The sequence below is a fragment of the Archangium primigenium genome, from assembly GCF_016904885.1.
GTDB classification, from domain to species: Bacteria; Myxococcota; Myxococcia; order Myxococcales; family Myxococcaceae; genus Cystobacter; species Cystobacter primigenius.
This window is the reverse complement of sequence record NZ_JADWYI010000001.1, coordinates 931020-950894: the sequence shown is the minus strand read 5'-3', so window position 1 is coordinate 950894 and position 19875 is coordinate 931020. Positions and strand designations below refer to the sequence as shown.

General features: G+C 69.0%; 20 protein-coding genes. 11 read left to right on the top strand and 9 right to left on the bottom strand.

Going from position 1 to position 19875, the window contains the following annotated elements:
• Window positions 1–4: 4 nt before the first annotated feature.
• The 3 genes from I3V78_RS04090 to I3V78_RS04080 all read right to left on the bottom strand — a co-directional run bounded on the left by I3V78_RS04090 (window position 5) and on the right by I3V78_RS04080 (window position 2359).
• The gene (locus tag I3V78_RS04090; protein WP_204485010.1) at window positions 5–589 is read right to left on the bottom strand and encodes a restriction endonuclease subunit S; all 585 of its coding nucleotides are present in this window, start codon (window positions 587–589) and stop codon (window positions 5–7) included.
• A gap of 99 nt (window positions 590–688) precedes the next feature.
• Entirely contained in the window at window positions 689–1228 is a 540-nt protein-coding gene (locus tag I3V78_RS04085; protein WP_204485009.1) for a hypothetical protein, read from the bottom strand.
• Window positions 1229–1741: 513 nt separating this feature from the next.
• Window positions 1742–2359, bottom strand: a complete 618-nt coding sequence (locus I3V78_RS04080; RefSeq protein WP_204485008.1) for an LURP-one-related family protein — start codon at window positions 2357–2359, stop codon at window positions 1742–1744.
• 144 nt (window positions 2360–2503) lie between these two features.
• On the opposite strand from I3V78_RS04080, the gene I3V78_RS04075 reads away from it, so the two are divergent.
• Entirely contained in the window at window positions 2504–3850 is a 1347-nt protein-coding gene (locus I3V78_RS04075) for a GON domain-containing protein (protein ID WP_204485007.1), read from the top strand.
• Window positions 3851–3888: 38 nt separating this feature from the next.
• A complete protein-coding gene (locus I3V78_RS04070; RefSeq protein WP_204485006.1) occupies window positions 3889–4383 on the top strand; it encodes a nuclear transport factor 2 family protein in 495 nt (164 codons plus the stop codon).
• A 3-nt stretch (window positions 4384–4386) separates the two neighbouring features.
• Here I3V78_RS04070 and I3V78_RS04065 read toward each other — a convergent pair whose 3' ends face one another.
• Window positions 4387–5310, bottom strand: a complete 924-nt coding sequence (locus tag I3V78_RS04065; protein WP_204485005.1) for an NYN domain-containing protein — start codon at window positions 5308–5310, stop codon at window positions 4387–4389.
• Window positions 5311–5413: 103 nt separating this feature from the next.
• Between I3V78_RS04065 and I3V78_RS04060 the strand changes: the two genes are divergently transcribed.
• From I3V78_RS04060 to I3V78_RS04050, 3 genes are all read left to right on the top strand, one after another.
• A complete protein-coding gene (locus I3V78_RS04060) occupies window positions 5414–6619 on the top strand; it encodes a hypothetical protein (protein WP_204485004.1) in 1206 nt (401 codons plus the stop codon).
• Between the two features lie 64 nt (window positions 6620–6683).
• The gene (locus tag I3V78_RS04055; RefSeq protein WP_204485003.1) at window positions 6684–8648 is read left to right on the top strand and encodes an AHH domain-containing protein; all 1965 of its coding nucleotides are present in this window, start codon (window positions 6684–6686) and stop codon (window positions 8646–8648) included.
• Window positions 8645–9292, top strand: coding sequence for a hypothetical protein (locus I3V78_RS04050; protein WP_204485002.1), 648 nt, complete (start codon window positions 8645–8647; stop codon window positions 9290–9292). The genes I3V78_RS04055 and I3V78_RS04050 overlap by 4 nt, the downstream gene beginning before the upstream one ends.
• Here the strand turns inward: I3V78_RS04050 and I3V78_RS04045 are convergent.
• From I3V78_RS04045 to I3V78_RS04035, 3 genes are read right to left on the bottom strand one after another with little or no spacing between them, the layout of a single operon-like run.
• Window positions 9283–10407 carry an aminotransferase class I/II-fold pyridoxal phosphate-dependent enzyme gene (locus I3V78_RS04045; protein WP_204485001.1) on the bottom strand — a complete coding sequence of 375 codons (1125 nt, stop codon included), beginning with the start codon at window positions 10405–10407 and terminating at the stop codon, window positions 9283–9285. The two genes, I3V78_RS04050 and I3V78_RS04045, sit on opposite strands and share 10 nt — an antisense overlap.
• A gap of 53 nt (window positions 10408–10460) precedes the next feature.
• Complete coding sequence (locus tag I3V78_RS04040) at window positions 10461–11420, bottom strand: zinc ribbon domain-containing protein (RefSeq protein ID WP_204485000.1); 960 nt, start codon at window positions 11418–11420, stop codon at window positions 10461–10463.
• Window positions 11417–12319 carry a TFIIB-type zinc ribbon-containing protein gene (locus tag I3V78_RS04035; protein ID WP_204484999.1) on the bottom strand — a complete coding sequence of 301 codons (903 nt, stop codon included), beginning with the start codon at window positions 12317–12319 and terminating at the stop codon, window positions 11417–11419. Before I3V78_RS04035 ends, I3V78_RS04040 begins: the two co-directional genes overlap by 4 nt.
• A gap of 187 nt (window positions 12320–12506) precedes the next feature.
• Here I3V78_RS04035 and I3V78_RS04030 point away from each other — a divergent pair, with 187 nt between their 5' ends.
• The 5 genes from I3V78_RS04030 to I3V78_RS04010 all read left to right on the top strand — a co-directional run bounded on the left by I3V78_RS04030 (window position 12507) and on the right by I3V78_RS04010 (window position 17279).
• Window positions 12507–12938 (top strand): hypothetical protein, encoded by a 432-nt coding sequence (locus I3V78_RS04030; RefSeq protein WP_204484998.1) that lies wholly within the window; start codon window positions 12507–12509, stop codon window positions 12936–12938.
• Between the two features lie 13 nt (window positions 12939–12951).
• Window positions 12952–13833 (top strand): S-methyl-5'-thioadenosine phosphorylase, encoded by an 882-nt coding sequence (locus I3V78_RS04025; RefSeq protein WP_204484997.1) that lies wholly within the window; start codon window positions 12952–12954, stop codon window positions 13831–13833.
• 232 nt (window positions 13834–14065) lie between these two features.
• Complete coding sequence (locus I3V78_RS04020) at window positions 14066–15412, top strand: hypothetical protein (RefSeq protein WP_204484996.1); 1347 nt, start codon at window positions 14066–14068, stop codon at window positions 15410–15412.
• A 101-nt stretch (window positions 15413–15513) separates the two neighbouring features.
• Window positions 15514–16626, top strand: coding sequence for an S-methyl-5-thioribose-1-phosphate isomerase (gene mtnA, locus I3V78_RS04015; RefSeq protein ID WP_204484995.1), 1113 nt, complete (start codon window positions 15514–15516; stop codon window positions 16624–16626).
• Entirely contained in the window at window positions 16623–17279 is a 657-nt protein-coding gene (locus I3V78_RS04010) for a class II aldolase/adducin family protein (protein WP_204484994.1), read from the top strand. The genes mtnA and I3V78_RS04010 overlap by 4 nt, the downstream gene beginning before the upstream one ends.
• A gap of 42 nt (window positions 17280–17321) precedes the next feature.
• On the opposite strand, the gene I3V78_RS39000 is transcribed toward I3V78_RS04010, so the two are convergent.
• Window positions 17322–17987, bottom strand: a complete 666-nt coding sequence (locus I3V78_RS39000; protein WP_338023845.1) for a DUF5953 family protein — start codon at window positions 17985–17987, stop codon at window positions 17322–17324.
• A 91-nt stretch (window positions 17988–18078) separates the two neighbouring features.
• Window positions 18079–18696 carry a DUF6310 domain-containing protein gene (locus tag I3V78_RS04000; RefSeq protein ID WP_338023463.1) on the bottom strand — a complete coding sequence of 206 codons (618 nt, stop codon included), beginning with the start codon at window positions 18694–18696 and terminating at the stop codon, window positions 18079–18081.
• Between the two features lie 521 nt (window positions 18697–19217).
• Between I3V78_RS04000 and I3V78_RS03995 the strand changes: the two genes are divergently transcribed.
• Window positions 19218–19781, top strand: a complete 564-nt coding sequence (locus I3V78_RS03995) for a hypothetical protein (protein WP_204484992.1) — start codon at window positions 19218–19220, stop codon at window positions 19779–19781.
• The last annotated feature ends 94 nt before the right edge of the window (window positions 19782–19875 follow it).

Below are 19875 nucleotides of genomic sequence, written 5' to 3'. Positions count from 1 at the left end.
TATTTCAGCCGTTTTCGGACTCATGTGGCTCCGCCTTCCCTACAGCTGACAACAAGAGCTCCGCGACCATACCGTCCACGAGGTCACGGCGCAGGGCCGCTACCCGTAACGCCGCCTGATGGTGTTCTTGCTCTGCCTCAATGAGTTTGGCGAGTTCCTGCTGCAATGCCAGAGGCGGTACAGGAACGGGCAGGTTCTCGATGTCTTTCACGGTGAGCTGAACCAATCCTGAGGAGGACCGTGCCCGAAGACGCATTTGTCCCTGCCACGCCGAACTTCGAAAAAGTGCCAGCAAGACAGAGGGGAGAATCCGCGTTCCCGGCCTCGCCACGATGAGGTTCGAGCTGACCAGGAGCGAGGCCTCATTCTCAGATACCAGCGCCACCTTCAGGACGGTGCCCCGACAGGAGACGAGCAGATCATCCGGTTGAACACGAAATCGGTCCAGGGAACCCGGGCGCAACGGCACTTGCGGCAATTCAGTTCGAGCGGCAATCCGCCCCGCCTCGATGTCTCCGACACTGAGCACGGGCTCCAGGATCGCCAGTTCGCCTTCTTTGGCTTGGTGCCGGGATACGGGCAAACCCACGAAAAGCGTCTCCACAACGGAGCACAGCGGCCACAAGGGCCACGGAGGACCCGCCCCTTCTTCAAAATGGCTCATGGGCATGACCTTGGCGCGTGGCGCTCATTGCACATCCACCTCAAACGACGCGGGGCCCCTCGAATGAATTTCATCGAAAACGTGCGCACCAGGGAGAATGCGAAGCAACGCGGGTTCGAACCAACCTATGGCCTCTTTCAATTCGGAGTATTTTTGGGGAAGGTCTCTCCATCTCCAGATGGGCTCGTGGTGGAAGACTCGGTTGCGGAGATTGCGCACTTGGTGCATGCGCTCCGCCACGCGATGGCGCGTCCGGAGGCTCCTTGTCATGTGCGGAAACACGGACTTCAGAAGAGCAGGCCAGATGACCTGTTCATAAGAACGGCTCACCAGACTTGTCCAGAATCCGAAATTCAACCCCGCCACGATGCGGCCGGGATCCAATGGTCGGTTGTTCTTTACCAATTCCGCTTTCGCGGCCTTGATCGCATCCAGCTCACGCGACGACAACCACGCGGGGTTGAGGTCGTACCAAGCCGATGTGCCTTTGAGTACGGACAGCCCCTCGTGGAGACTGTTGCGGAAGGCGACCTCCAAGCACCCCAGCGGGGCGTAGAGCGACATGCATAGCGCGTCATTCCACCTGTAACGCCCAACGATCACGCGCGGAGTGTCGTTTGGGTCCAGTCGGTAAGCAGCCAGCCGTGGCGCGGACAACACCTTCGTCAGAGCAACGAAGGAAATGGGTTGCACACCCGAAGGGGTTTGCATAATGTTCCTCCACTGTCCCCGGGTCGTCCTCTCCCAGCGAGTACTTCGCTGGTGATGACCCCGGGGTTTTTTATTTCCGTCTCGCGAGCCTTCGACCGTGAGAGCAGATCGTCTGCTCCGGCTCCCCGCTCTTGAGCAAAGCTCCGCCTACACCCCGCGCTCTGCGGCAGCCCTAGTCGCCCTTCACTTGGCGCCTAATCTTCGACGAACATCGACACGTCTTAACATAGGGAGTGCGTCTTCCTTCGTCAACGCCTAATGCGTGAAGAACAAGTCGCATTGAACTCGCCGTGGGCATCAACAGCCCACGGCGAGGTAGGCACTGCGCTCACCTCGTCGAGGCAAGAGCAGGCGTCCTTGGGCTCGCTACTGCTGGCGGCCCTCGATGGCGCACAGCAGCACCGCCGCCGCGATCCCCATGCGCCGGTCGAGCTGATTGAGGCGGTCCATGGAGAAGTCCAGCGAGATGCGCTGGATGAAGGGGTTGAAGTGCTGGCGGAAGCTGAGCACCTGGGTGGTGCCCACCGTGCCCGAGAACGTCTGCGGCACCAGGTTGGTCAGCAGGCGCCGCACCATGGCGAGCATCAGGCTGTCCTCCTGGAGGAGGCCCACCTCCTGGTCGCGCGCGTCGAGCACCAGCCACTCGTCGCGCAGCATGGACTTGAGGCCCTTGCGACGCAGCGCGCCCAGGCGCTCGCCCGTCTTCGAGTCGGTGATGTCGTACGTGGCGCCGAAGTCGATGATGCTGCGCGCCTTGATGTTGAGCACCTCCTCGCGCATGTCCTCGTCGGTGAAGATGCGCAGGTCCTCCTTGAGCTTGAAGGCCTTCATCTTCGAGTAGAAGGCCAGCCCGCCCGCCTCGTCGTAGATGTGGAAGGCGCCGCCGAAGATCTTGAAGAACTTGCGGCGGATGACGTAGCGCTTCTGACCAAAACGGCCGGCGGCCAGGTCGGAAGGGGAGCGCGGCGCGAGAGCGGTCGACATGGGGTCCTCGGGAGACGACGAGAGCCCGCCCCTTATAGCGCCCGTGGGCTCGAAAAAATGTGGAGCGGGTGAATAACCCGTTTTTCCGGGGCCGGACTCCAGCCGAATGCAGGGCCCATTTCGCCTCCCTGGAGCCACCTCCCCATGAAGACCCCGTCCCGTTCTGTCCCGTCCCTCCGCCTCGCCCTCCTGGGGCTCGCCTCGCTCACCTCCGCCTGTGGCGAGGCCGAGGCCCCCCCGTCCGGAGCGCGCGAGGAGCTGAGCACCCTGAGCCGCGCCCTGCCGCCGCCCTTGCGGCCCGCCACCTGCGCCGAGCTCCGCCAGGCCACGCCGGACGCGCCGGACGGGGAGTACCTGCTGTTCGCCTCGGGCGACGCGATGCGCGCCTGGGCCGCCTGGTGCCACGACATGGCGGGCACCCCCACCGAGTACCTCACGCTCGCCCAGACGGGCCCGGACACCAACGTCTCCGAGTACTTCGCGGGCGGGGTCTCGCCGGGCACCTCCGTGCGCACGGCGTACACCCGGCTGCGCATCAACCCCCACACCCTCACCGTGGACACCGGGGACCAGCGCTTCGCCACCTCCACGGGCCAGCTCACCCACAGCCCCGACACGGTGAAGGCCATGCCCTACGCCACCGCCATGTCCTGCACGGGCGACTACCGCCTGGGCACGGCCGCCATCGACCTGCGCGGCACGGGCTTCATGCTGCTCGGCGGGCAGTTCCAGCCCTCGGGCAACGCGCCGGACGGCTCCACCCAGTATGGCAGCCAGATGCAGACCGCGACGCTCCGGGGCGGGGGGTACTGCGGCTGGAACGCGCCCCAGGGCAGCTACAACCCCTACAACCAGAACGGCGCCCTGCTCCATCTGCGGCACGACACGATGCGCACCCCCGCGAGCTGCGCCGAGGTGCGCCAGGCCTTCCCCGACGCCCGGGACGGCACCTACGTGCTGTACGTGAACCGCCTCGCCGTGCACCCCTGGCTCGCGTACTGCCACGACATGGCGGGCACGCCCACCGAATACCTCCCGCTCGTGCGCACGGGTCCGGACGCCAACTTCTCCGAGTACGTCGCGGGCGGGCCCTCGCAGGGCACCACCGTGCGCACGGCCTACACCCGGCTGCGCCTGGACCCCAGCACGCACACCGTGGACACGGGGGACCAGCGCTTCGCCACCTCCACGGGCGAGCTGATCCACGACCCGGACACGGTGAAGGCCATGCCCTACGCCGTCGCCATGACCTGTGATGGCAGGAGCCAGGCCATGGCCTCCATCGACCTGCGCGGCACGGCCTTCGAGGTGCTCAAGGGCCAGCTCACGCCGGGCGGCTCCGGGGCGTACGGCGACGTGCAGACGCTGCAGGAGCACCAGCACCTGGTGCTCTCGGGCGGCGGCTACTGCGGCTGGGTGGCCCGGGGCGGCAGCTACAACCCGTACAACCAGAGCGGCCTGCCGCTCGCCCTGAACTACCGGGGCTTCTAGTTGACCCGGGCGGCGCGCCGCGCGCTCATGGGCGGACCATGACCGCACTCCCCCTGCTGTGCCTGCTGGCGCTCGGCGCCGCCCCCGAGAAGACGAAGGCCCCCTCCACGCCCCTGGCCGCGGTGAACGCGGTGCTGGACGACTGGCACCGCGCGGCGGCCGAGGCCCACGAGGCGCGCTACTTCGGCCACTTCACGCCGGACGCGGTGTACCTGGGCACGGACGGCACCGAGCGCTGGACGCGCGACGCGTTCCGCGTGTGGGCCCGGCCCTACTTCCAGGCGGGCCAGGCGTGGAACTTCACGCCGAGCGCGCGCCGGGTGACGTTCGCCCCCGGCGGGGCGGTGGCCTGGTTCGACGAGGCCCTGGCGACGACCAACATGGGCCCCGCGCGGGGCTCCGGGGTGCTGGTGAAGCAGGGCGGCGGGTGGAAGATCGCCCAGTACAACCTGTCGGTGCCCATCCCCAACGCGCTCCTGCCGGACTTCAAGGCGCGCATCGAGGCGCACGGCCAGCCGCCCGCGAAGCCCTGAGCCTCAGTCGTCGATGGGGTCGGGGTAGACGTCGTCCTCGTCCTCCTCGATGGCCGCCGCGGCCGCCGCGGCGCGCTTGCCCTTGGAGGAGGGAGGGGGCTCGACGGCGGAATCGGGGGCGACGACGTACCACTGCCGGCCCTGCTGCACGCGCTTGAGCATGCCGTCGTGCTCCATGGCGGCCAGGAGCTTGGCGAAGGTGGAGAAGCCGTGGTCGCGCTCGTCGAAGTCGGGCTCCTTGCGCACGATGGCCTCCTTGATGAGGGAGGGATTCACCGAGCCGGTGGCGCGGCCGAGCAGCCGCTGGACGACCTCCACGGCGATGTCGGGCACCTCGGACTTGCCGCGCGCGGAGGACGCGGACTCCTTGGAGGCCTTGCCGTGCTTGCCGCGGCCGCCCTCCTCCGAGCGCTTGTCCTTCTTGTCCTCCTTCTTGTGCTCCTTGTCCTTCTCCTTGTCCTCCTTGTGGCGGGGGCGCAGGTAGATGAACTCGTCACACGCCTTCACGAAGAGGGGGCTGGTCGCCTCCTTCACGCCCAGGCCGATGAGGGTGCGGCCGTTCTCGCGCAGCTTGTAGGCCAGGGGGCAGAAGTCGCTGTCGCCCGAGGCGATGGCGAAGGTGTCGATGTGCTCGCGCGCGTAGCACAGCTCCAGCGCGTCGATGACCATGCGCATGTCCGCGCCGTTCTTGCCCGAGCGCGTGGAGGGGGGCACGTCGATGAGCTCCACGCCGTAGCCGTGCAGGTTGCCCTTGGCTTCCTTGAAGCGCGACCAGTCGCAGTAGGCGCGGCGGAACACCACCTTGCCGCGCTCGAGCAGCCGGTCCATGGCCGGCTGCAGGTCGAAGTTGTTCGCGGAGATACCGGTGTTCGTCACCAGGTTCTCGAAGTCGAGGAACAGCGCGATCCGGTGCTCGTTGTTGTTCATCCCGAGCGTCTTACACGGCTTCCGGGCCGAAGCCCTACGCATTCCCGCGCCGACCGCTCCCCGCTCAACAGCTGGCGCTCTGGCTCGGAGGTAGACTCGGAGAATGCGTTCGCCTTCCCGATTCGGACTCCTGGTGATGGCCCTGACCTCGGCCGCGGAGGCCAAGGCCCCCGCGCTGCCCGAGGCCGTCCAGGCGGTGAGGACATGCCCGCTGCCCTTCGCGCCCGAGTCGCGGGGATGGCGCGCCACGCGGTTCTTGAACGTCTCGGGCACCCACGCCGCCCATCTCCAGGAGCAACCCGGCCCCGGAGAGGTCTCGGGGTCCACCCAGTGGAAGGACTGGTTGGTCTACCCAGGGACCTGCCGTCACCTGGCGATCTCGGTGGACTGCGCCGCCCTGCCCGGTTGCCAGATGCGCATCCTCCATGTCCCCGGACAGCCGCCCTCGGACGAGGAGCGGGCGCTGCTCCTGTGGGGGACAGGCGGCGACCCGAGCGACTTCCAGCGCCCGGACCATCAATCGGCCCGTCTGGATGCCGAGTCCTGGGGCGCGCGCTTTCCCCTGGTGCCCGACTTCGGGGTGCCATTCCTTCCGGAGCCCGGAGAAGAAGACACTTGGAGCGCGCGGGCCTCCGATGAGGACGAGACGGCCGAGAACGGCGAGGCGCCTCCGCCCCGGGCGCCGCCGCCCGTTTCCGCGAGCGCCGTGGCGCATCCCGAGCCCCGCTGGATGAAGGGCGGCCCGGTGCGACAGACCCGCTCCCGCTACGAGGAGCCCGAGAGGCTCCCCGCCGAGACCGAGCCCGTCGAGGGCCTCGTGAGCACGGGCCCTCGCTACATCCTCCACCGGGCGGACACCTGGCTCTCCGAGTCATCCGCGAGCGAGCCCTGGAGAAGGGCCTGGAAGGTGGGCGATGCGCGGCTCCACCACTTCACCACGGGCCGCCGCTGGACGAAGAAGATGTACCTGGTGTTGGAGCAGCCCGAACGAGACCGCTCGGCCTGGCTGCTCCACGTCCGCGACGCGGTCCTGCTGGGGGTCCACCAGGGCCGAGCCTGGCTGAAGTTGCCTGTCTTCGCGGATCCAGGCTTCTCGCTGCTGGCCATCGACCTGGAGACAGGACGATCCTGGGACGTGACGCTGAATGCCTCGACCACCTTCGATGTCCATGACTACGACGTGGAGAAGACGGCGGAGCAAGGATTGCCGCTCCACCCCAGTGAAACGAACGGTCCCGAGCCGCGCTGGGTGTCCTGGGAGGAATTGGACCGTGCCCTGCGCGAGGCCATTCCCTCCATCCTGAACTGAACAGCGCACGCGGTGGGCCGAGGAGACGTGGACAAGGAGCAACCTCCACGCTTGAATACATCCCATGAGCGTCAAGATTGGATTCGTCGATCACCGTGACGGAACGAACTTGAGATCCCTGCCAGCTGAACTGCCTGGGTCGAAATGCTTGACGAATACACCCCTTCCGCCAGGCACCCGGGTGTGCGTCACCGGCCCTCATGCCCACACGCCGGAGTGGCTGGAGGTCGCCGCCTACCTGGACGGCCTTCTGTTGAGCGGGTACGTGCAGGCGTTTCGCATCAACACGGACCTTCCCGAACCCTGCGCGAAGCTTCATCACATCCAAAGAGGAGACAAGCTCGAGCCCATCGCCGCGCGCATCTACCGACAGGGAATCACGCCCGGGCGCGATTTGAGGTACTACGAGAACGTCGTCCTCCATGTGAATCAGCACTCGCATCGGGCGGGAATCCAAAAGGTCAACGGAGACATCCGACTCGTCGAAGGACACCGGATCTGGTTGGTCAGCGTGGCCTTCGCCCAACGGCTTCAGGGACACGTGGAGAGCGGTTCCCTCACGGGAGGAATGCTCGTCAAGGCCAGGGATGTGGGTCGACATCTGGACGACATCCTCACGTCCGTGACCACCTCGCCTCGGCACTTCGGCTCCGTCGGCGGTCAGTACAAGGACGCGATCCGTGAACATCTGCCTCAAATCGTCAGCATCGTGGTGATCTTCATCACGGCGGAACTCGCCTCCGCCATCCTCGCGGCGGCGCCCACGGGGGTCTCACAACTCGCGGCGGCGCTCATCCAATTGGGCCTGGCGGCCTTTGGCGCCAAGGACATGATCGACGCGGGCGTCGAGGCCGTGAAACACGCCACGGAGTGGCTCACGCACGCATGGACGGCCCACGGGGACAGCAAGCGACTCGAAGCCGCCAGCAAGTCTTTTCTCCAGATGCTGATGAGCATCGCCATGGCCGCGCTGGCGAAGGCGGGAGTGAAGTCGAATTTCACGCGTGGGATGACGCTGGCGAGAGGCGTGAAGATCAGCCCTCCACGACTCGAGTACATGGCCGTGGCGTCCAGCAACGGCCATGCGGTGGCGGTTCCTGTCTTCCGCCCTGGAAGCATCACGTCCACGGCGACGGCCATGGCCATGAGTCCCAAGCCTGGAATCGCCGCGGCGCTCTCTCACGGAACGCGCGGGACTCGTGCGACGGAGACGCCCACGAAGCCCACCGAGAACGTTCCCGACGACGTGGCGCTGGAACAGTTGTTGGAGAAGGCGCCGAATGGCGAGGCGCTCAAGCCTTTCGTGGGGCGTCCCGTTCCGAAGCCAGGCACGCTGGAGTTCCACGTGCTCAAGAAGGAACTGGAGCAAGCGGGGTACGTCCTCGATGTCGTCAAGGACGGGACTCAACCGGTCCGGCTTCGTCGCCTCAAGGGGCAGACCCACGAGCTCGCGCAACTCACGGTCACGGAAAAAGGCCTGATCGCGCTCAAGGCGGATGGCCCCACCCGCATCAGCATGTTCAGCCGGTACCGCAAGAACTACCTGGACCTCCTCCGAGAAACCGCGGGAGAGGCCGCGAGCAAGGGCGCCGAGGCGCGCATCAGTGCCGGCAACCAGTTACACCACCTGATTCCAGATGGTGTCGCCCAGAGCCACCCGCTCATCCTGGAGGCGCTCGAACGGCTCAAGGGGTACACCGTCGATCGTGGGACGAACATCATCGACATGCCCAGCATCCCCAACGCGCAAGGACAGCTCATGCATCTGGGCAACCACCCCAAGTACAGCAACTATGTCCGAAGCAGGCTCACCAACGCGCAACGCGCCCTCGGCCCCCTGGGGAAGGTCACGCCGCAGCACCTGCATCAGACGCTCTTGAAGATCGAGAACGAGCTGCGCCAGGCCATTCAAGACATCCACAGACTCCCGCCTGAAGTGCTCAAGGAGATCGTCGAGGATGGCATCGTGGTGGGCAAGAAGCTCGCCCTGTTGGAGCGCCCATCGACCCCGGAGACCTTCCCGGTATGATCTACGCCCTGACGGCCGACACCTCGCATATCGAGGAAGAAGACGTCCATGACGCGACCTGGATCGACTTCGAGGGCGCGAAGGATGCGACCTTCTTCCGCCCGGGCGTCGACTACCAGCGGGAATGCGGTGCGCCCGAGGTCATCGAGTTCGTCGGCAACCTGGAGAACGCGGCCCGGCTCGACCACCTCTTCACGGTGCCCTTGGACGTCCTGCTCCTCTCCAAGCGGATGGTGCGGGTGCTCGAGTCCGTGCGCGCCTTTCCTCACCGGCTCATTCCCGTGACGCTCTACGCGGAGAAGATCAAACACCTCGTGCAGGATCGCGCCACGGGGCACCGGACGTGGCACCAGGTGAGCGACACGACCCTCCGCAATGACGACTTCGTCATCCTTCAGCTCGCGGATTCGCTCGACTGTCTGGAGCGCGACCAGACCCGGGTGGACGGAGTCCCCTTCCGCCAGAGCGGTCGGGACTTCCTGAGTCCGGAAGAGGCCGAGCACCTCGAACTCCGGCCACCTCCGGAAGGCTTTCCGCCCGTGTTCTTCGTTCCCGAGCTGCTCTTCTACTGCTTTTCCGAGGAAGCGAAGCGCGCGTGTGACCAGGCCGGCTTGAAGGGCCTGTGGTGGCGCCCTCAGCGCTGAGGCAAGGTGTCGCAGAAGCGCTCGAGCCGGGCGAGCGCCTCGGGCAGGTTGGTGCGGCCAAAGCCCAGCCGGAAGTGCTCGCCGGGAAAGTCATACACCCCGCCCGGCAGCAGCAGCACGCCCTCGCGCTCCACCAGGGACTGGCAGAACGCCTCCACCGGGCCCGGGCCCTTCCACCGGGGAAACGCCACGCTGCCCGCCCGGGGACGCACCCAGGAGAACAACTCGCCGCGCCGCGCGAAGAAGTCATCCAGCCGCGTCAGGTTGTCCGCGAGCAGCGCCTGGCTGCGCGCCAGCACCCGCTCCCGCGCGCGCAGGGCGATGAGCGCCAGCACCTCGCTCGGCGCCGCGTTGCACAGGGACGTGTAGTCCTTGAAGGCCGCGCAGCGCGCGAGCAGCCCCGCGTCCCGCGTGGCCAGCCACCCCACGCGCAGCCCCGCCAGCCCGAACGCCTTGGACATCACCCCCACGCTCACGCCCCGCGGGGACAGCTCCGCCGCCGAGGGCAGGGTGTCGCGCGGGTCGTACTCGAGCAGCCGGTACACCTCGTCCGAGAGGACATACACGCCCCGCGCCTCGGCCAGCGCGAAGAGCCCCCGCCAGGTGTCCGCGTCCGGCAGCGCCCCCGTGGGGTTGTGGGGGAAGTTCACCACCAGGGCCTTCGTCTCCGGCCGCAGCGCGCGCTCCACCTCGGCGAGGTCCACCTTCCACCCGTCCTCCTCGCGCAGCCGCAACAGCGTCACGTCCGCCCCCGTGGCCCGCGCCACCTCGTACAGGGACTGGTAGCCCGGCCACGTCACCACCGCGTGGTCCCCCGGCCCCAGGAGTACGTTGAGCGCCGCGAAGAGCGCGTCCTGCGCCCCCGCGAACGTGAGCACCTGGTCCGCCGCCACCCCGGGGTAGAGCCCCGCCAGGGCCTCGCGCAGCGCGGGCAGGCCCGTGGACTCCGTGTAGCCCAGGCCCAGCCGCTCCCAGCGCTCGCGCGCGTCGTCGTCCGCCAGCGCCAACAGGTCCCCCATCCGCCAGCCCTCGAGGTCCGAGGAGCACAACAGATAGGGCGCGTGGAACTCCCACTTCGCGAAGTACCGCTCGAGCTTGAACTCCGGAATGCGCATGCCCAGGGGCTAGCGCGCCCGGGCGTCCGATGCCAGTCCCGCCGCGCGCCCCTTCAACGGAAGAGCAGCACGAGCAACAGCACCCCCAGCAGCACGCCGCCCACCACGGCCATCACCTTGGCCCAGGACACGGGCGTCTCGCCGAGCACCACCGCGGCGTCCTGCCCGTGCACCACCACCCGGTAGGCCTTGTCGCGGTAGCGGTAGGCCAGCACGTAGGCGGGCAGCGCGTAGCGGCGGGTGCGCAGGCTCGCGAGCACCACCGCCACGTGCACGTGGCGGAAGCGGCGGCCCGGGATGTGCGCCTCGCGCAGCCGCGCCTCGGCCTCGCGCTCCACGGCCGCTTGAATCTGCCGCCGCGCGCCCGAGCGCGTCACGTCGAAGCGCTCCACCTGGGCGTCCTCGGGCCCCTGGGGCTGGGCCTGGGCGGTGCCAAGCCGGTAGGCGCCCGCGAGCCCGGTGCACTCCGTGTCGGACAGGCCCCGCGAGGCGGACACGAGCACGTCCTCGAAGGAGAGCTCGGCCTGCCCCGCGTGCGGCGCCCAGTCCGAGCGGCGGCTGCCCGCGTCCGAGTCCGCCGTCCAGCTCACGCGCGCCCCGGCGCTGAAGCCCCACGCCGGCCACCACAGGGCCTGGAGCGAGTCCACCGCCGCGCGCGCCGCCAGGTCCGAGGGCTGGAAGAAGCGCCGCCGCCCGAGGAACTCGCCGAGCGCCGCGCGCGCCGCCGCCGGGTCCACCGCGAAGGGGACCAGGGCCTCGGCCTGCTCCACCGGGTCCGTCATCGTCTCCACGTGCATCACCGAGGTGCAGAACGCGCACTGGGGCGCGCGGGCCTCGACCGAGTACGCCACCGAGGCGCCGCACGTGTCACAGCGGGCCACGCGCGCCTGGACCTTCAGGGCCCGCGGGCCCTCCGTGCCCGACACCGCCAGGCCACACAGGGGACAGCGCAGATCCCCCTGCTCCAGCGCGCCGTCACACCGCGCGCAGCCCACCGCTGCGAGCGCCGTCATGAGCGGCCTCCCAGGAAGAAGTACGCCCCCACGCCCAGCGCCAGCACGGCGAGCACCGTGAGCGCCACCTTCACCCACGACACCGGGGGCTTGCCGTGCACCACGCCCGTCTGGCCATTGACCACCACGCGCAAGGGCGGGGCCTGGGGCGCGTAGCGCACCGCCAGCACCCACACGGGCACCAGGCACACGTCCAGCGACTCCGCCTCCAGCCGCGTGCGAAAGCGCAGCTCGCGGTGCGAGTCCCCCGGCATGAAGGCCGCGAGCCGCCGCGCCACCAGCGCCTGGGCCTCCTCGCGCGCCAGGGTGAGGCACGCCTCGCGCGACAGGGACGGCTCCTCCGACACCCACCCGGCCACCAGCGCGGGCGCGTAGCGCGCCAGGGCCCTCAAATCAAAGGGCTCGATCGCCGCCAGCTCCACGTTGGGCAGGCCCCGCGAGGCCGTCACCAGCACGTCCGGCACGTACTCCGCGTGCGCCCCCGCCAGCGAGCGCCACTCCGTCTTCGTCACCGTGCGCGTCTTGGTGACCGTCTTGCCGTTCTCCGTGGTGGTGTAGGTCTCGGTCTCCTTATAGTCTTCGCCGATGGAGGCCGTGTATTCGGACTCGGCGCGGGCGCTGTAGAGCCAGGCCGGCACGTACACCCCGCGGATGATCTCCAGGGGGGCGCGCTTGAGCCCCGAGTGCGTCCAGGGGTGGCGCGAGCGCGCCCAGGCCCGCACCCGCTCGCCCGCGGCCTGGTGCGTCAAACTAAAGCCCAGGGCGAACGTCGGCGCGGGGCTGTCCACGCTGGGCGGCCGCTCCACCACCGAGGGCGCCGCGCAGTACGGACACACCGTGGTGCGCAGCTCCGCCTCCACCACCAGCTCCGCTCCACAGGACTGGCACCGCAGGTTCATCCCTGACTCCTTTCATTCCGCGCGCTTATACGTCCTGAGATCATCGCCCGTTCCTCAACATCCGGCCAGAAAGGTGGTATGAGTCGTACCCGTGGTCCTATTCCGCGCCTTCCATCCCACAGATGACTCCGAGTCATCCGTTCCCCGGTTTCGAGGGGCTCCCTCCGCCACCACCGAGCCGCTCTCGGTGGACGGGCGGCTCTGGCCGCTACTGCGGGTGAAGTTCGGCCAGGAAGCCCAGGCTGGTGACCTCGAAGACTACCTGGAGGCCCGGGCGCAGTGGCTGCGACGGGCCGAGCCGCACGTGCTGGTGCTCGACGTGCGCGAGGTGCGCCTGGCGCAGGTGTGCGCGAGCGTGCGCCAGCGCTACATCGACTGGCTGCGGGACCACGGGGACACGATGCGCCGCTGGATGGTGGGCTCGGCGTACCTCCTGCGCTCGCCCGAGGGCCGCGTCATGGCGAGCCTCATCCGCCACGGGGCCGGCATGAGCTCGCCCTTCGTCGTCACCCCCTCGCAGACCGAGGCCATGGTGTGGGCCGCCGAGCGCCTGCAGGAGGCGGGGCTCGCCCCGGCCGCCACGCGCGTGCGCGCCGCGTTCGCCATCGCCGAGAGCTAGAGTCGCCCCCCACATGACCTCGACCTCGCCCGTGCTGGGCATCATCGGCGGCAGCGGCCTCTACCAGATCGACGGCCTGCGGGACGTCACCTGGCGCCCGGTGGCCTCGCCCTTCGGCGAGCCCTCGGACGCGCTGTGCTTCGGCACGCTCGGGGACACGCCCGTGGTGTTCCTGCCCCGCCATGGCCGGGGCCACCGCATCGCCCCCTCGGACATCAACTTCCGGGCGAACATCGACGCGCTCAAGCGCGCGGGCGTCACGGACGTGCTGAGCGTGTCCGCGGTGGGCAGCCTGCGCGAGGACCTGCCCCCGGGCACCTTCGTGGTGGTGGACCAGTTCATCGACCGCACCTTCGCCCGGGAGAAGAGCTTCTTTGGCACCGGGTGCGTGGCCCACGTGTCCGTGGCCCGGCCCGTGTGCCGGCGGCTCGGGGACGCGGTGATGGACGCCCTGGGCGCGCTGAGCATCCCCGCGCACCGGGGTGGCACCTACCTGGTCATGGAGGGCCCCCAGTTCTCCTCGCTCGCCGAGAGCGAGCTGTACCGGGCGTGGGGCTGCAGCGTGATCGGCATGACGAACATGCCCGAGGCCAAGCTCGCCCGCGAGGCGGAGCTCTGCTACGCGAGCGTGGCCATGGTGACGGACTTCGACTCCTGGCACCCCGGACACGACGCCGTCACGGTGGACCAGGTGGTGGCGGTGATGCACGCCAACTCGGGCCGGGCGCGCGCGCTGGTGAAGGACGTGGTGCCCCGGCTCTCCGGCCACGCGGGGCCGTGCGTCCACGGCTGCCAGCGGGCGCTCGACCACGCCCTCATCACCGCCCCCGAGGCGCGGGACGCCGCCGTGCTCGCCCGGCTCGACGCCGTGGCGGGCCGTGTGCTGCGCCGCTGACGCCGCGCGGGCCACCCGGTCCGGCACCCGTGTACCGGATCCGGGCGGCCCGGCATTGAACCCCCCCGTGGGAGACCCTGCCCGCGCGCGCCAACCCCCCCGGGCTCGCGGCCCGCGGGAAACAGCGCCCCCCGGAGAAGAAGAGACCCACCCCCGCGCGGTCATGCACGGGCCGTGACAGGTCCTTCTGAATTTCCTGGATTCCGGGACTTCCTCGGGACAGCGTGGCGGGATGACCCTGCGCTCCCGCTTGCTCGCTGCCTGCCTCGTGGTGCCCCTGCTGCTCGGCGCGTCCGCCGCCCGGGCGGACAGCTACGACAACGTCTGGATGGAGACCTACTACATCACCCAGTGCTCCTTCACGGCCGCCAACCCGAACGTGGGCAACCTGTCCTCGGGCGCGGCCGGCTACGGGGCGCTCAATGACTGGCGCATCGGCACGAGCCGCTCGGCGGACGCGGTGGACCCGGGCACCTCGGCCATCGGCGCCATCGGCCTCTTGTATGGCTACAACCGCCTGGTGGCCGCGGGCCGGAGCAACCCGGACCTGGACACGCGCGCGAAGACGGCGCTCAGCGGCTACTTCTGGAGCTGGGTGCGCAACTCGCAGAACCACGTGGTGGAGACGGTCAATGGCGTGAAGCGCGTGGGCTTCATGCAGTCGCCCACCGGGCAGTTCGTCAACTACGACGCCACTGGCAACCGGACCAACGCCTTTCCCGGCGGCGCCGCGGCCACCGCCGAGGTGCTCATCGCCATGCGCAAGTACTGCCTGTACTCGCCCAACGGGGACCGGGCCAACTACCAGTCGCAGGAGTACGCGCTGGCGCAGCAGATGGCCCAGTACGTCGACGCGCACCTGGGCTCGTGGACGGTGGATCGCTCGTACGCGGTGGCCGCCTTCCGGGCCTTCTCGCACTGGGCCACGGCCGTGGGCGACGCGGGCACGGCGACCTATTACGCCAACCGGGCGAACACCATCGCCGGCTGGCTCGTGGCCGCGCAGGACCCGGGCGCGTGGGGCAACTACTTCTCCTACCTGGATGGGGGCGGCAAGGGTGTCTACAACGGCGGCGTGGACCAGACGGGCTTCGCGCCCTACGAGTTCAGCGCGCGCGACCCCGGCGAGGCGTACGCCAAGAAGCTCGCGGACTGGTGGGAGACGGGCACGGCGTACAACAACGAGCCCCTGAGCATCGCGAGCGGTCGCTACGCGGGCGGCGTGCACCAGTGGACGCCGGCGGTGGGGCGGGACACCAAGGTGTACCCGGGCTCGGCGCTGCAGCTCGCGGACGCCGAGTGGAAGATCGCCCGCGCCACGGGCAACTACCATGACCTGTATGCGGCGGCGTGGAGGCACTACAACTTCGCCCTGTCGGCGCTCGGGGCGGGCACGGGCTCGGGCTGCTGGGTGAACAACGGCTCGGTGGACGGCGTGGTGGGCGGCTTCGTGGACTGGGTGGACACGGCCAATGGCGCGCGGCCCGCGGCCTGGCAGCGCTTCGTGGACACGAGCGCCTACGCCATCATCGCCACCGAGCAGCTCGCCTTCTCCAGCCTCGTGGACTGGAGCCACTGAGGGCCCGCCTGACCGCCCGGCCTGAATCCTCCCGCCCACCGCGTGCCGCCGGGCATGATGGAGGGCGCGCCCCACTCGCGGGGCCGGGAGGAGCCCGCCGGATGAAGGTCCAGGGAAGAGCCATGCGCAGCGTCTGGGCCGAGCCGGAGGGCACGGTCGGCATCATCGACCAGACGCACCTGCCGCACGCGCTCGTGACGCCGCGCCTCACCACGCTCGCGGAGGCGGCCCACGCCATCCGCGCCATGCGCGTGCGGGGCGCCCCCCTCATCGGCGTGGTGGCCGCCTACGGCGTGTGCCTCGCCCTGCGCGAGGACACCTCGGACGCGGCGCTCACCCACGCCTGTCAGACCCTCCAGGCCACGCGCCCCACCGCCGTCAACCTGGCCTGGGCGCTCGAGGGCTTGCGCCGGGTACTCCAACCCCTGCCCCCCGCCGAGCGCCTCGCCGCCGCCTGGGCCCACGCCGCCGCCCTGGCGGACGAGGACGTGGCCATCAACCGGGCCATCGGCGAGCACGGGCTCGGGCTGTTGCGCGAGGCGTGGGCGCGCAAGGGCCGCCAGGGCCCACTCAACGTCCTCACCCACTGCAACGCGGGGTGGCTGGCCACGGTGGACTGGGGCACGGCGCTCGCGCCGCTGTACCTGGCGCACGACGAGGGCCTGCCCCTGCACGTCTGGGTGGACGAGACCCGGCCGCGCAACCAGGGCGCGAGCCTCACCGCGTGGGAGCTGGGCCAGCACGGCGTGCCCCACACCGTCATCGCGGACAACGTGGGCGGCCACCTCATGCAGCACGGCCAGGTGGACCTGTGCATCGTGGGCACGGACCGCACCACGGCGCGCGGCGACGTGGCGAACAAGATCGGCACCTACCTCAAGGCGCTCGCGGCGAAGGACAACGGCGTGCCCTTCTACGTGGCCCTGCCCTCGCCCACCATCGACTGGACGATTCACGACGGGGTGCGCGACATCCCCATCGAGCAGCGCGACGGGCGCGAGGTGACGGACGTGAGCGGGCGGCTGCCGGATGGCGCGCTGGCCACGGTGCGGGTGACGCCCGAGGGCAGCCCGGTGGCCAACTACGGCTTCGACGTGACGCCCGCGCGGCTCGTCACGGCGCTCGTCACCGAGCGGGGCGTGTGCGCGGCCTCCGAGGAGGGGCTGCTGTCGCTCTTCCCCGAGCGGCGGGCGGCGAAGGGGACGGGCACGTGAGCGCGGCCGGGCGCGAGGCGCTGGTGGCCCTGGCGCGGCGGATGAACGTCACGGGGCTCAACCAGGGCACGAGCGGCAACCTGAGTGAGCGCGTGGAGGGCGGCTTCCTGCTCACGCCCTCGGGCCTGGACTACGACACGCTCGCGCCCGAGGACATCGTGTTCATGCGCGAGGACGGAACGTGGGAGGGCCGGCGCGAGCCCTCGTCCGAGTGGCGCATCCACCGGGACGTGTACGCCACGCGGCCCGAGGTGGGCGGCGTCTTCCACGCGCACTCCATGTTCAGCACGAGCCTGGCGTGCCTGCGGCGGCCCATTCCGGGGTTCCACTACATGGTGACGCGGGCGGGCGGCGTGGACATCCGCTGCGCGGACTACGCCACGTTCGGCTCGGAGGAGCTGTCCCGGCACGTGCTGCGCGCGCTGGAGGGACGGCGCGCGTGTCTCATGGCCAACCACGGCATGCTCGCGGTCGGCGAGAGCCTCTCGAGCGCCTTCAAGCTGGCGGTGGAGGTGGAGACGCTGGCGGCCATGTATTGGCGGGCGCTCCAGGTGGGCGAGCCCGTGCTGCTCGACGAGGCGGAGCTCTTCCGGGTGCTGGAGAAGTGGAAGACCTACGGGCAGACCGAGAAGCCTCCCAAACACGAGGAATGAACTCGGCCTGACCACACGAGGGGATCGCTCAGGTGCCGAGCCTCAAGGGGTGGAGCGCCCGCCAATCCCTGGGAAGCGCGCGTAAGTCCGTTGGAGCGCGTCGAGGTGCGCGGGGTTGTCCAAGTCGAGCGGGGCCTCCGTGAGTTGTACGATCCATCCCCCCGTCGCGGTGTGTCGTGAGCGCGAGAGGAGATCCGCGTCGCGGGCGGGGTCCGGAAAGCCGATGGCCCGTGCGGCGGCGTCCGACCAATAGTTCAACCACCCCAGCCGTGGAGGAAGCAGCGGAGAACCGAGGTCCTTTGTACGCTTGAGGGCAGGCAAACCCCTGGGTGGAGCATGCGGTTCGAGCGCGGTTGCTGTCTGCTCCGCGATTTCGGCTGTCGCGCGGAAGGGGGTGGCATGTCCCCAGAGAGCGCATGCCCCTTTCGTCATGCCCTCCAGGATGTCCGCCGCGACAGCGAGCACGGATGTTTCCAAAGGCAATTCGGCGTGAACCTCGAACAAAGCATGGCCGCCGGGTCCGAGAATCGCCGGCACCTCCACGCCGAAGAGTGTGACGGGATGACTCTCGTCATGATTGCAGACGAGTGGAAAGCCTCCGTTTCTCGTAGACCGAGCAAGCCACGGGTCGCGTTGTGGCAAGGGGCGGAGTTGATGATCATCGGCAACGGTCCAATCCAGGCGCAGGCCCGGAACCGCTCGCTCCATCGCATGGACCACATCCACGGGACGAGGGTCATCGTCCGTCAGCGCGAGCGCGCGGACTTGAATACTCAAGGCGTTTTGCGCAAATGACATTTCAGCACCAGGTCATGACCATGATATCAAAATCAGGCAGAAGCGCCTTCAGCAATTGTTTGTGCATCTCGGTGCGAACGCCGATGGCGAACTGGTAACCGCAGGCAACCGCGAGCGCGCGCTCTCGATTGGCTTCCTCGACCTGCTTCTGAAGCTCGGACCGTCGAACGAAGGGCGAGTAAGTGTCGATGTCGTTGGTTTTCACCTCCCAAAGGGTGCGCGTGGCCAATTGCAGCGCGTCGAAGTTTTTCCCATTCACGAACACATCCCCGCCGGGGTTGCTGTTGTTCGGAACGTTGTCGGCGCACAGGTCGTGCAGTTTATTGCCACCCAGATGGTAGGGCACCGGGATGGGCTCGCACCTGCGTCGGCGCTCTCGCTCCGTCACTTCCGTTGGGGCCACAGGAGGAAAATCCGGTCCCTTGGGCTCTGGCTTGGGCGTGTTCCTCGGCGGAGCGTGCTTCGTTACAGGCGCGGGCGTTCCCCGAGGACGGCCGCTTCTGGGCTCATATGTATCCAGGGCTTCTTTGATGAGGACGCCCACAGCCACCACGCCCGTCACCACCACCGCTCCCACAACAATCTCCGGTGCCGCCAGGACACACAGTCCGAGCCCCATGGCAGCAGCCCCAGCAGAGGCCACCGCGCATCTTCCCGTGAGGTCGTGAAACTCAACCCGGTCATGATCGAGGGCCTGGTAGCACTTCTCCACCAATACGGGCCAGGGCTGGGAGGCCTCCTGGACCACGCACCGCCCCCCATCCGTCCAGGGCAACGCCGCCGCTCGCTGGAGGGTGGCATACCTTGGGTCCCAGTCCACGGGCTCTTCCGGACTCGGCGCGGACGTCGCGCAGGCAGAGACGTAGAGCAGAAGTGCGAGGCACGCTCGAAGACGCATGGTCGGATCATCCATGCTCCTGTTGCGACGGCACGACAGCGAGCACGGCTCACGCGCTGGGCTGTCCAGAAGCCGAAAACGTGGCTCCTGGAACCGCTGCCCGCCTGCCTGGTGCGACTCGGTCGGCGCAACGGCCTCGCCCTTCCGTAACACCTCTCCGTTCGTCTCCAACGAGCGCCAAGCCCCCACAACTTGTCCGCGTCGCGCGCCATTCCAATCCTGGCCGCATGCACTTGCTCCGCTTGACCCTCGCATCCCTCCTCGCCTCCACGGGCGCCCTCACGTCCCAGGAAGAAGCCCTCCAGTCGGAGGAGCCCCCCGCCGAGCTCATCGAAAGCACCGACTCGGGCGACCTCGACCTGCTCGACATCGTCTGCCGGGGCACCGTGTCCCTCACCTACTCGCCTGGCCTCACCGCCACCCCGCGTCCGGTCACCTCCACCTCCACCGGCTGGCTCACCGGGTGTGTCTCGGCGACCTACCCCACGCTCCTGTCCGCCACGTTCGTCCCCGACACCGGCACGTCCGTCCAGGGCTGCCTGCTCAGCACGCCCCGCTTCGCCCAGACCCTCCGGTGGAACACCGGCCAAACCAGCACCTACGCCGTTACCTCCTTCATCACCCTGGAGCCGGATGGCGCGTCCCTCGTCGTCTCCACGGGCCAGGTCACCGCCGGCCTGTTCGCGGGCGCCCGGGTCGAGCAGATCGTCGTCCTCCCCCCCAGCGCCCTCACCGACTGCCTGAGCGACGCGGGCGCCAGCACGATCTCCGGCGCCGTGACCCTCACCCTCACCCCGAGGCCCTGACACGCCCCGTGACCTCCGAGGTCAACCGGGTATGACTCCGGAGGCCACCCCATTGCACTTGACTCCGGAGGTCAATTCGAGGCCAACTGCGCCT

Coding starts and splice junctions, on each gene's coding strand:
- I3V78_RS04045 (WP_204485001.1), bottom strand. CDS start 10,407: ATGCGCATTCCGGAGTTCAAGCTCGAGCGGTACTTCGCGAAGTGGGAG.
- I3V78_RS04080 (WP_204485008.1), bottom strand. CDS start 2,359: ATGTCGACCGCTCTCGCGCCGCGCTCCCCTTCCGACCTGGCCGCCGGC.
- I3V78_RS04000 (WP_338023463.1), bottom strand. CDS start 18,696: ATGGGGCTCGGACTGTGTGTCCTGGCGGCACCGGAGATTGTTGTGGGA.
- I3V78_RS04050 (WP_204485002.1), top strand. CDS start 8,645: ATGATCTACGCCCTGACGGCCGACACCTCGCATATCGAGGAAGAAGAC.
- I3V78_RS39000 (WP_338023845.1), bottom strand. CDS start 17,987: ATGGAGCGAGCGGTTCCGGGCCTGCGCCTGGATTGGACCGTTGCCGAT.
- I3V78_RS04025 (WP_204484997.1), top strand. CDS start 12,952: ATGACCTCGACCTCGCCCGTGCTGGGCATCATCGGCGGCAGCGGCCTC.
- I3V78_RS04020 (WP_204484996.1), top strand. CDS start 14,066: ATGACCCTGCGCTCCCGCTTGCTCGCTGCCTGCCTCGTGGTGCCCCTG.
- mtnA (WP_204484995.1), top strand. CDS start 15,514: ATGAAGGTCCAGGGAAGAGCCATGCGCAGCGTCTGGGCCGAGCCGGAG.
- I3V78_RS04085 (WP_204485009.1), bottom strand. CDS start 1,228: ATGTCGCTCTACGCCCCGCTGGGGTGCTTGGAGGTCGCCTTCCGCAAC.
- I3V78_RS04040 (WP_204485000.1), bottom strand. CDS start 11,420: ATGACGGCGCTCGCAGCGGTGGGCTGCGCGCGGTGTGACGGCGCGCTG.
- I3V78_RS04070 (WP_204485006.1), top strand. CDS start 3,889: ATGACCGCACTCCCCCTGCTGTGCCTGCTGGCGCTCGGCGCCGCCCCC.
- I3V78_RS04065 (WP_204485005.1), bottom strand. CDS start 5,310: ATGAACAACAACGAGCACCGGATCGCGCTGTTCCTCGACTTCGAGAAC.
- I3V78_RS04035 (WP_204484999.1), bottom strand. CDS start 12,319: ATGAACCTGCGGTGCCAGTCCTGTGGAGCGGAGCTGGTGGTGGAGGCG.
- I3V78_RS04060 (WP_204485004.1), top strand. CDS start 5,414: ATGCGTTCGCCTTCCCGATTCGGACTCCTGGTGATGGCCCTGACCTCG.
- I3V78_RS04075 (WP_204485007.1), top strand. CDS start 2,504: ATGAAGACCCCGTCCCGTTCTGTCCCGTCCCTCCGCCTCGCCCTCCTG.
- I3V78_RS04055 (WP_204485003.1), top strand. CDS start 6,684: ATGAGCGTCAAGATTGGATTCGTCGATCACCGTGACGGAACGAACTTG.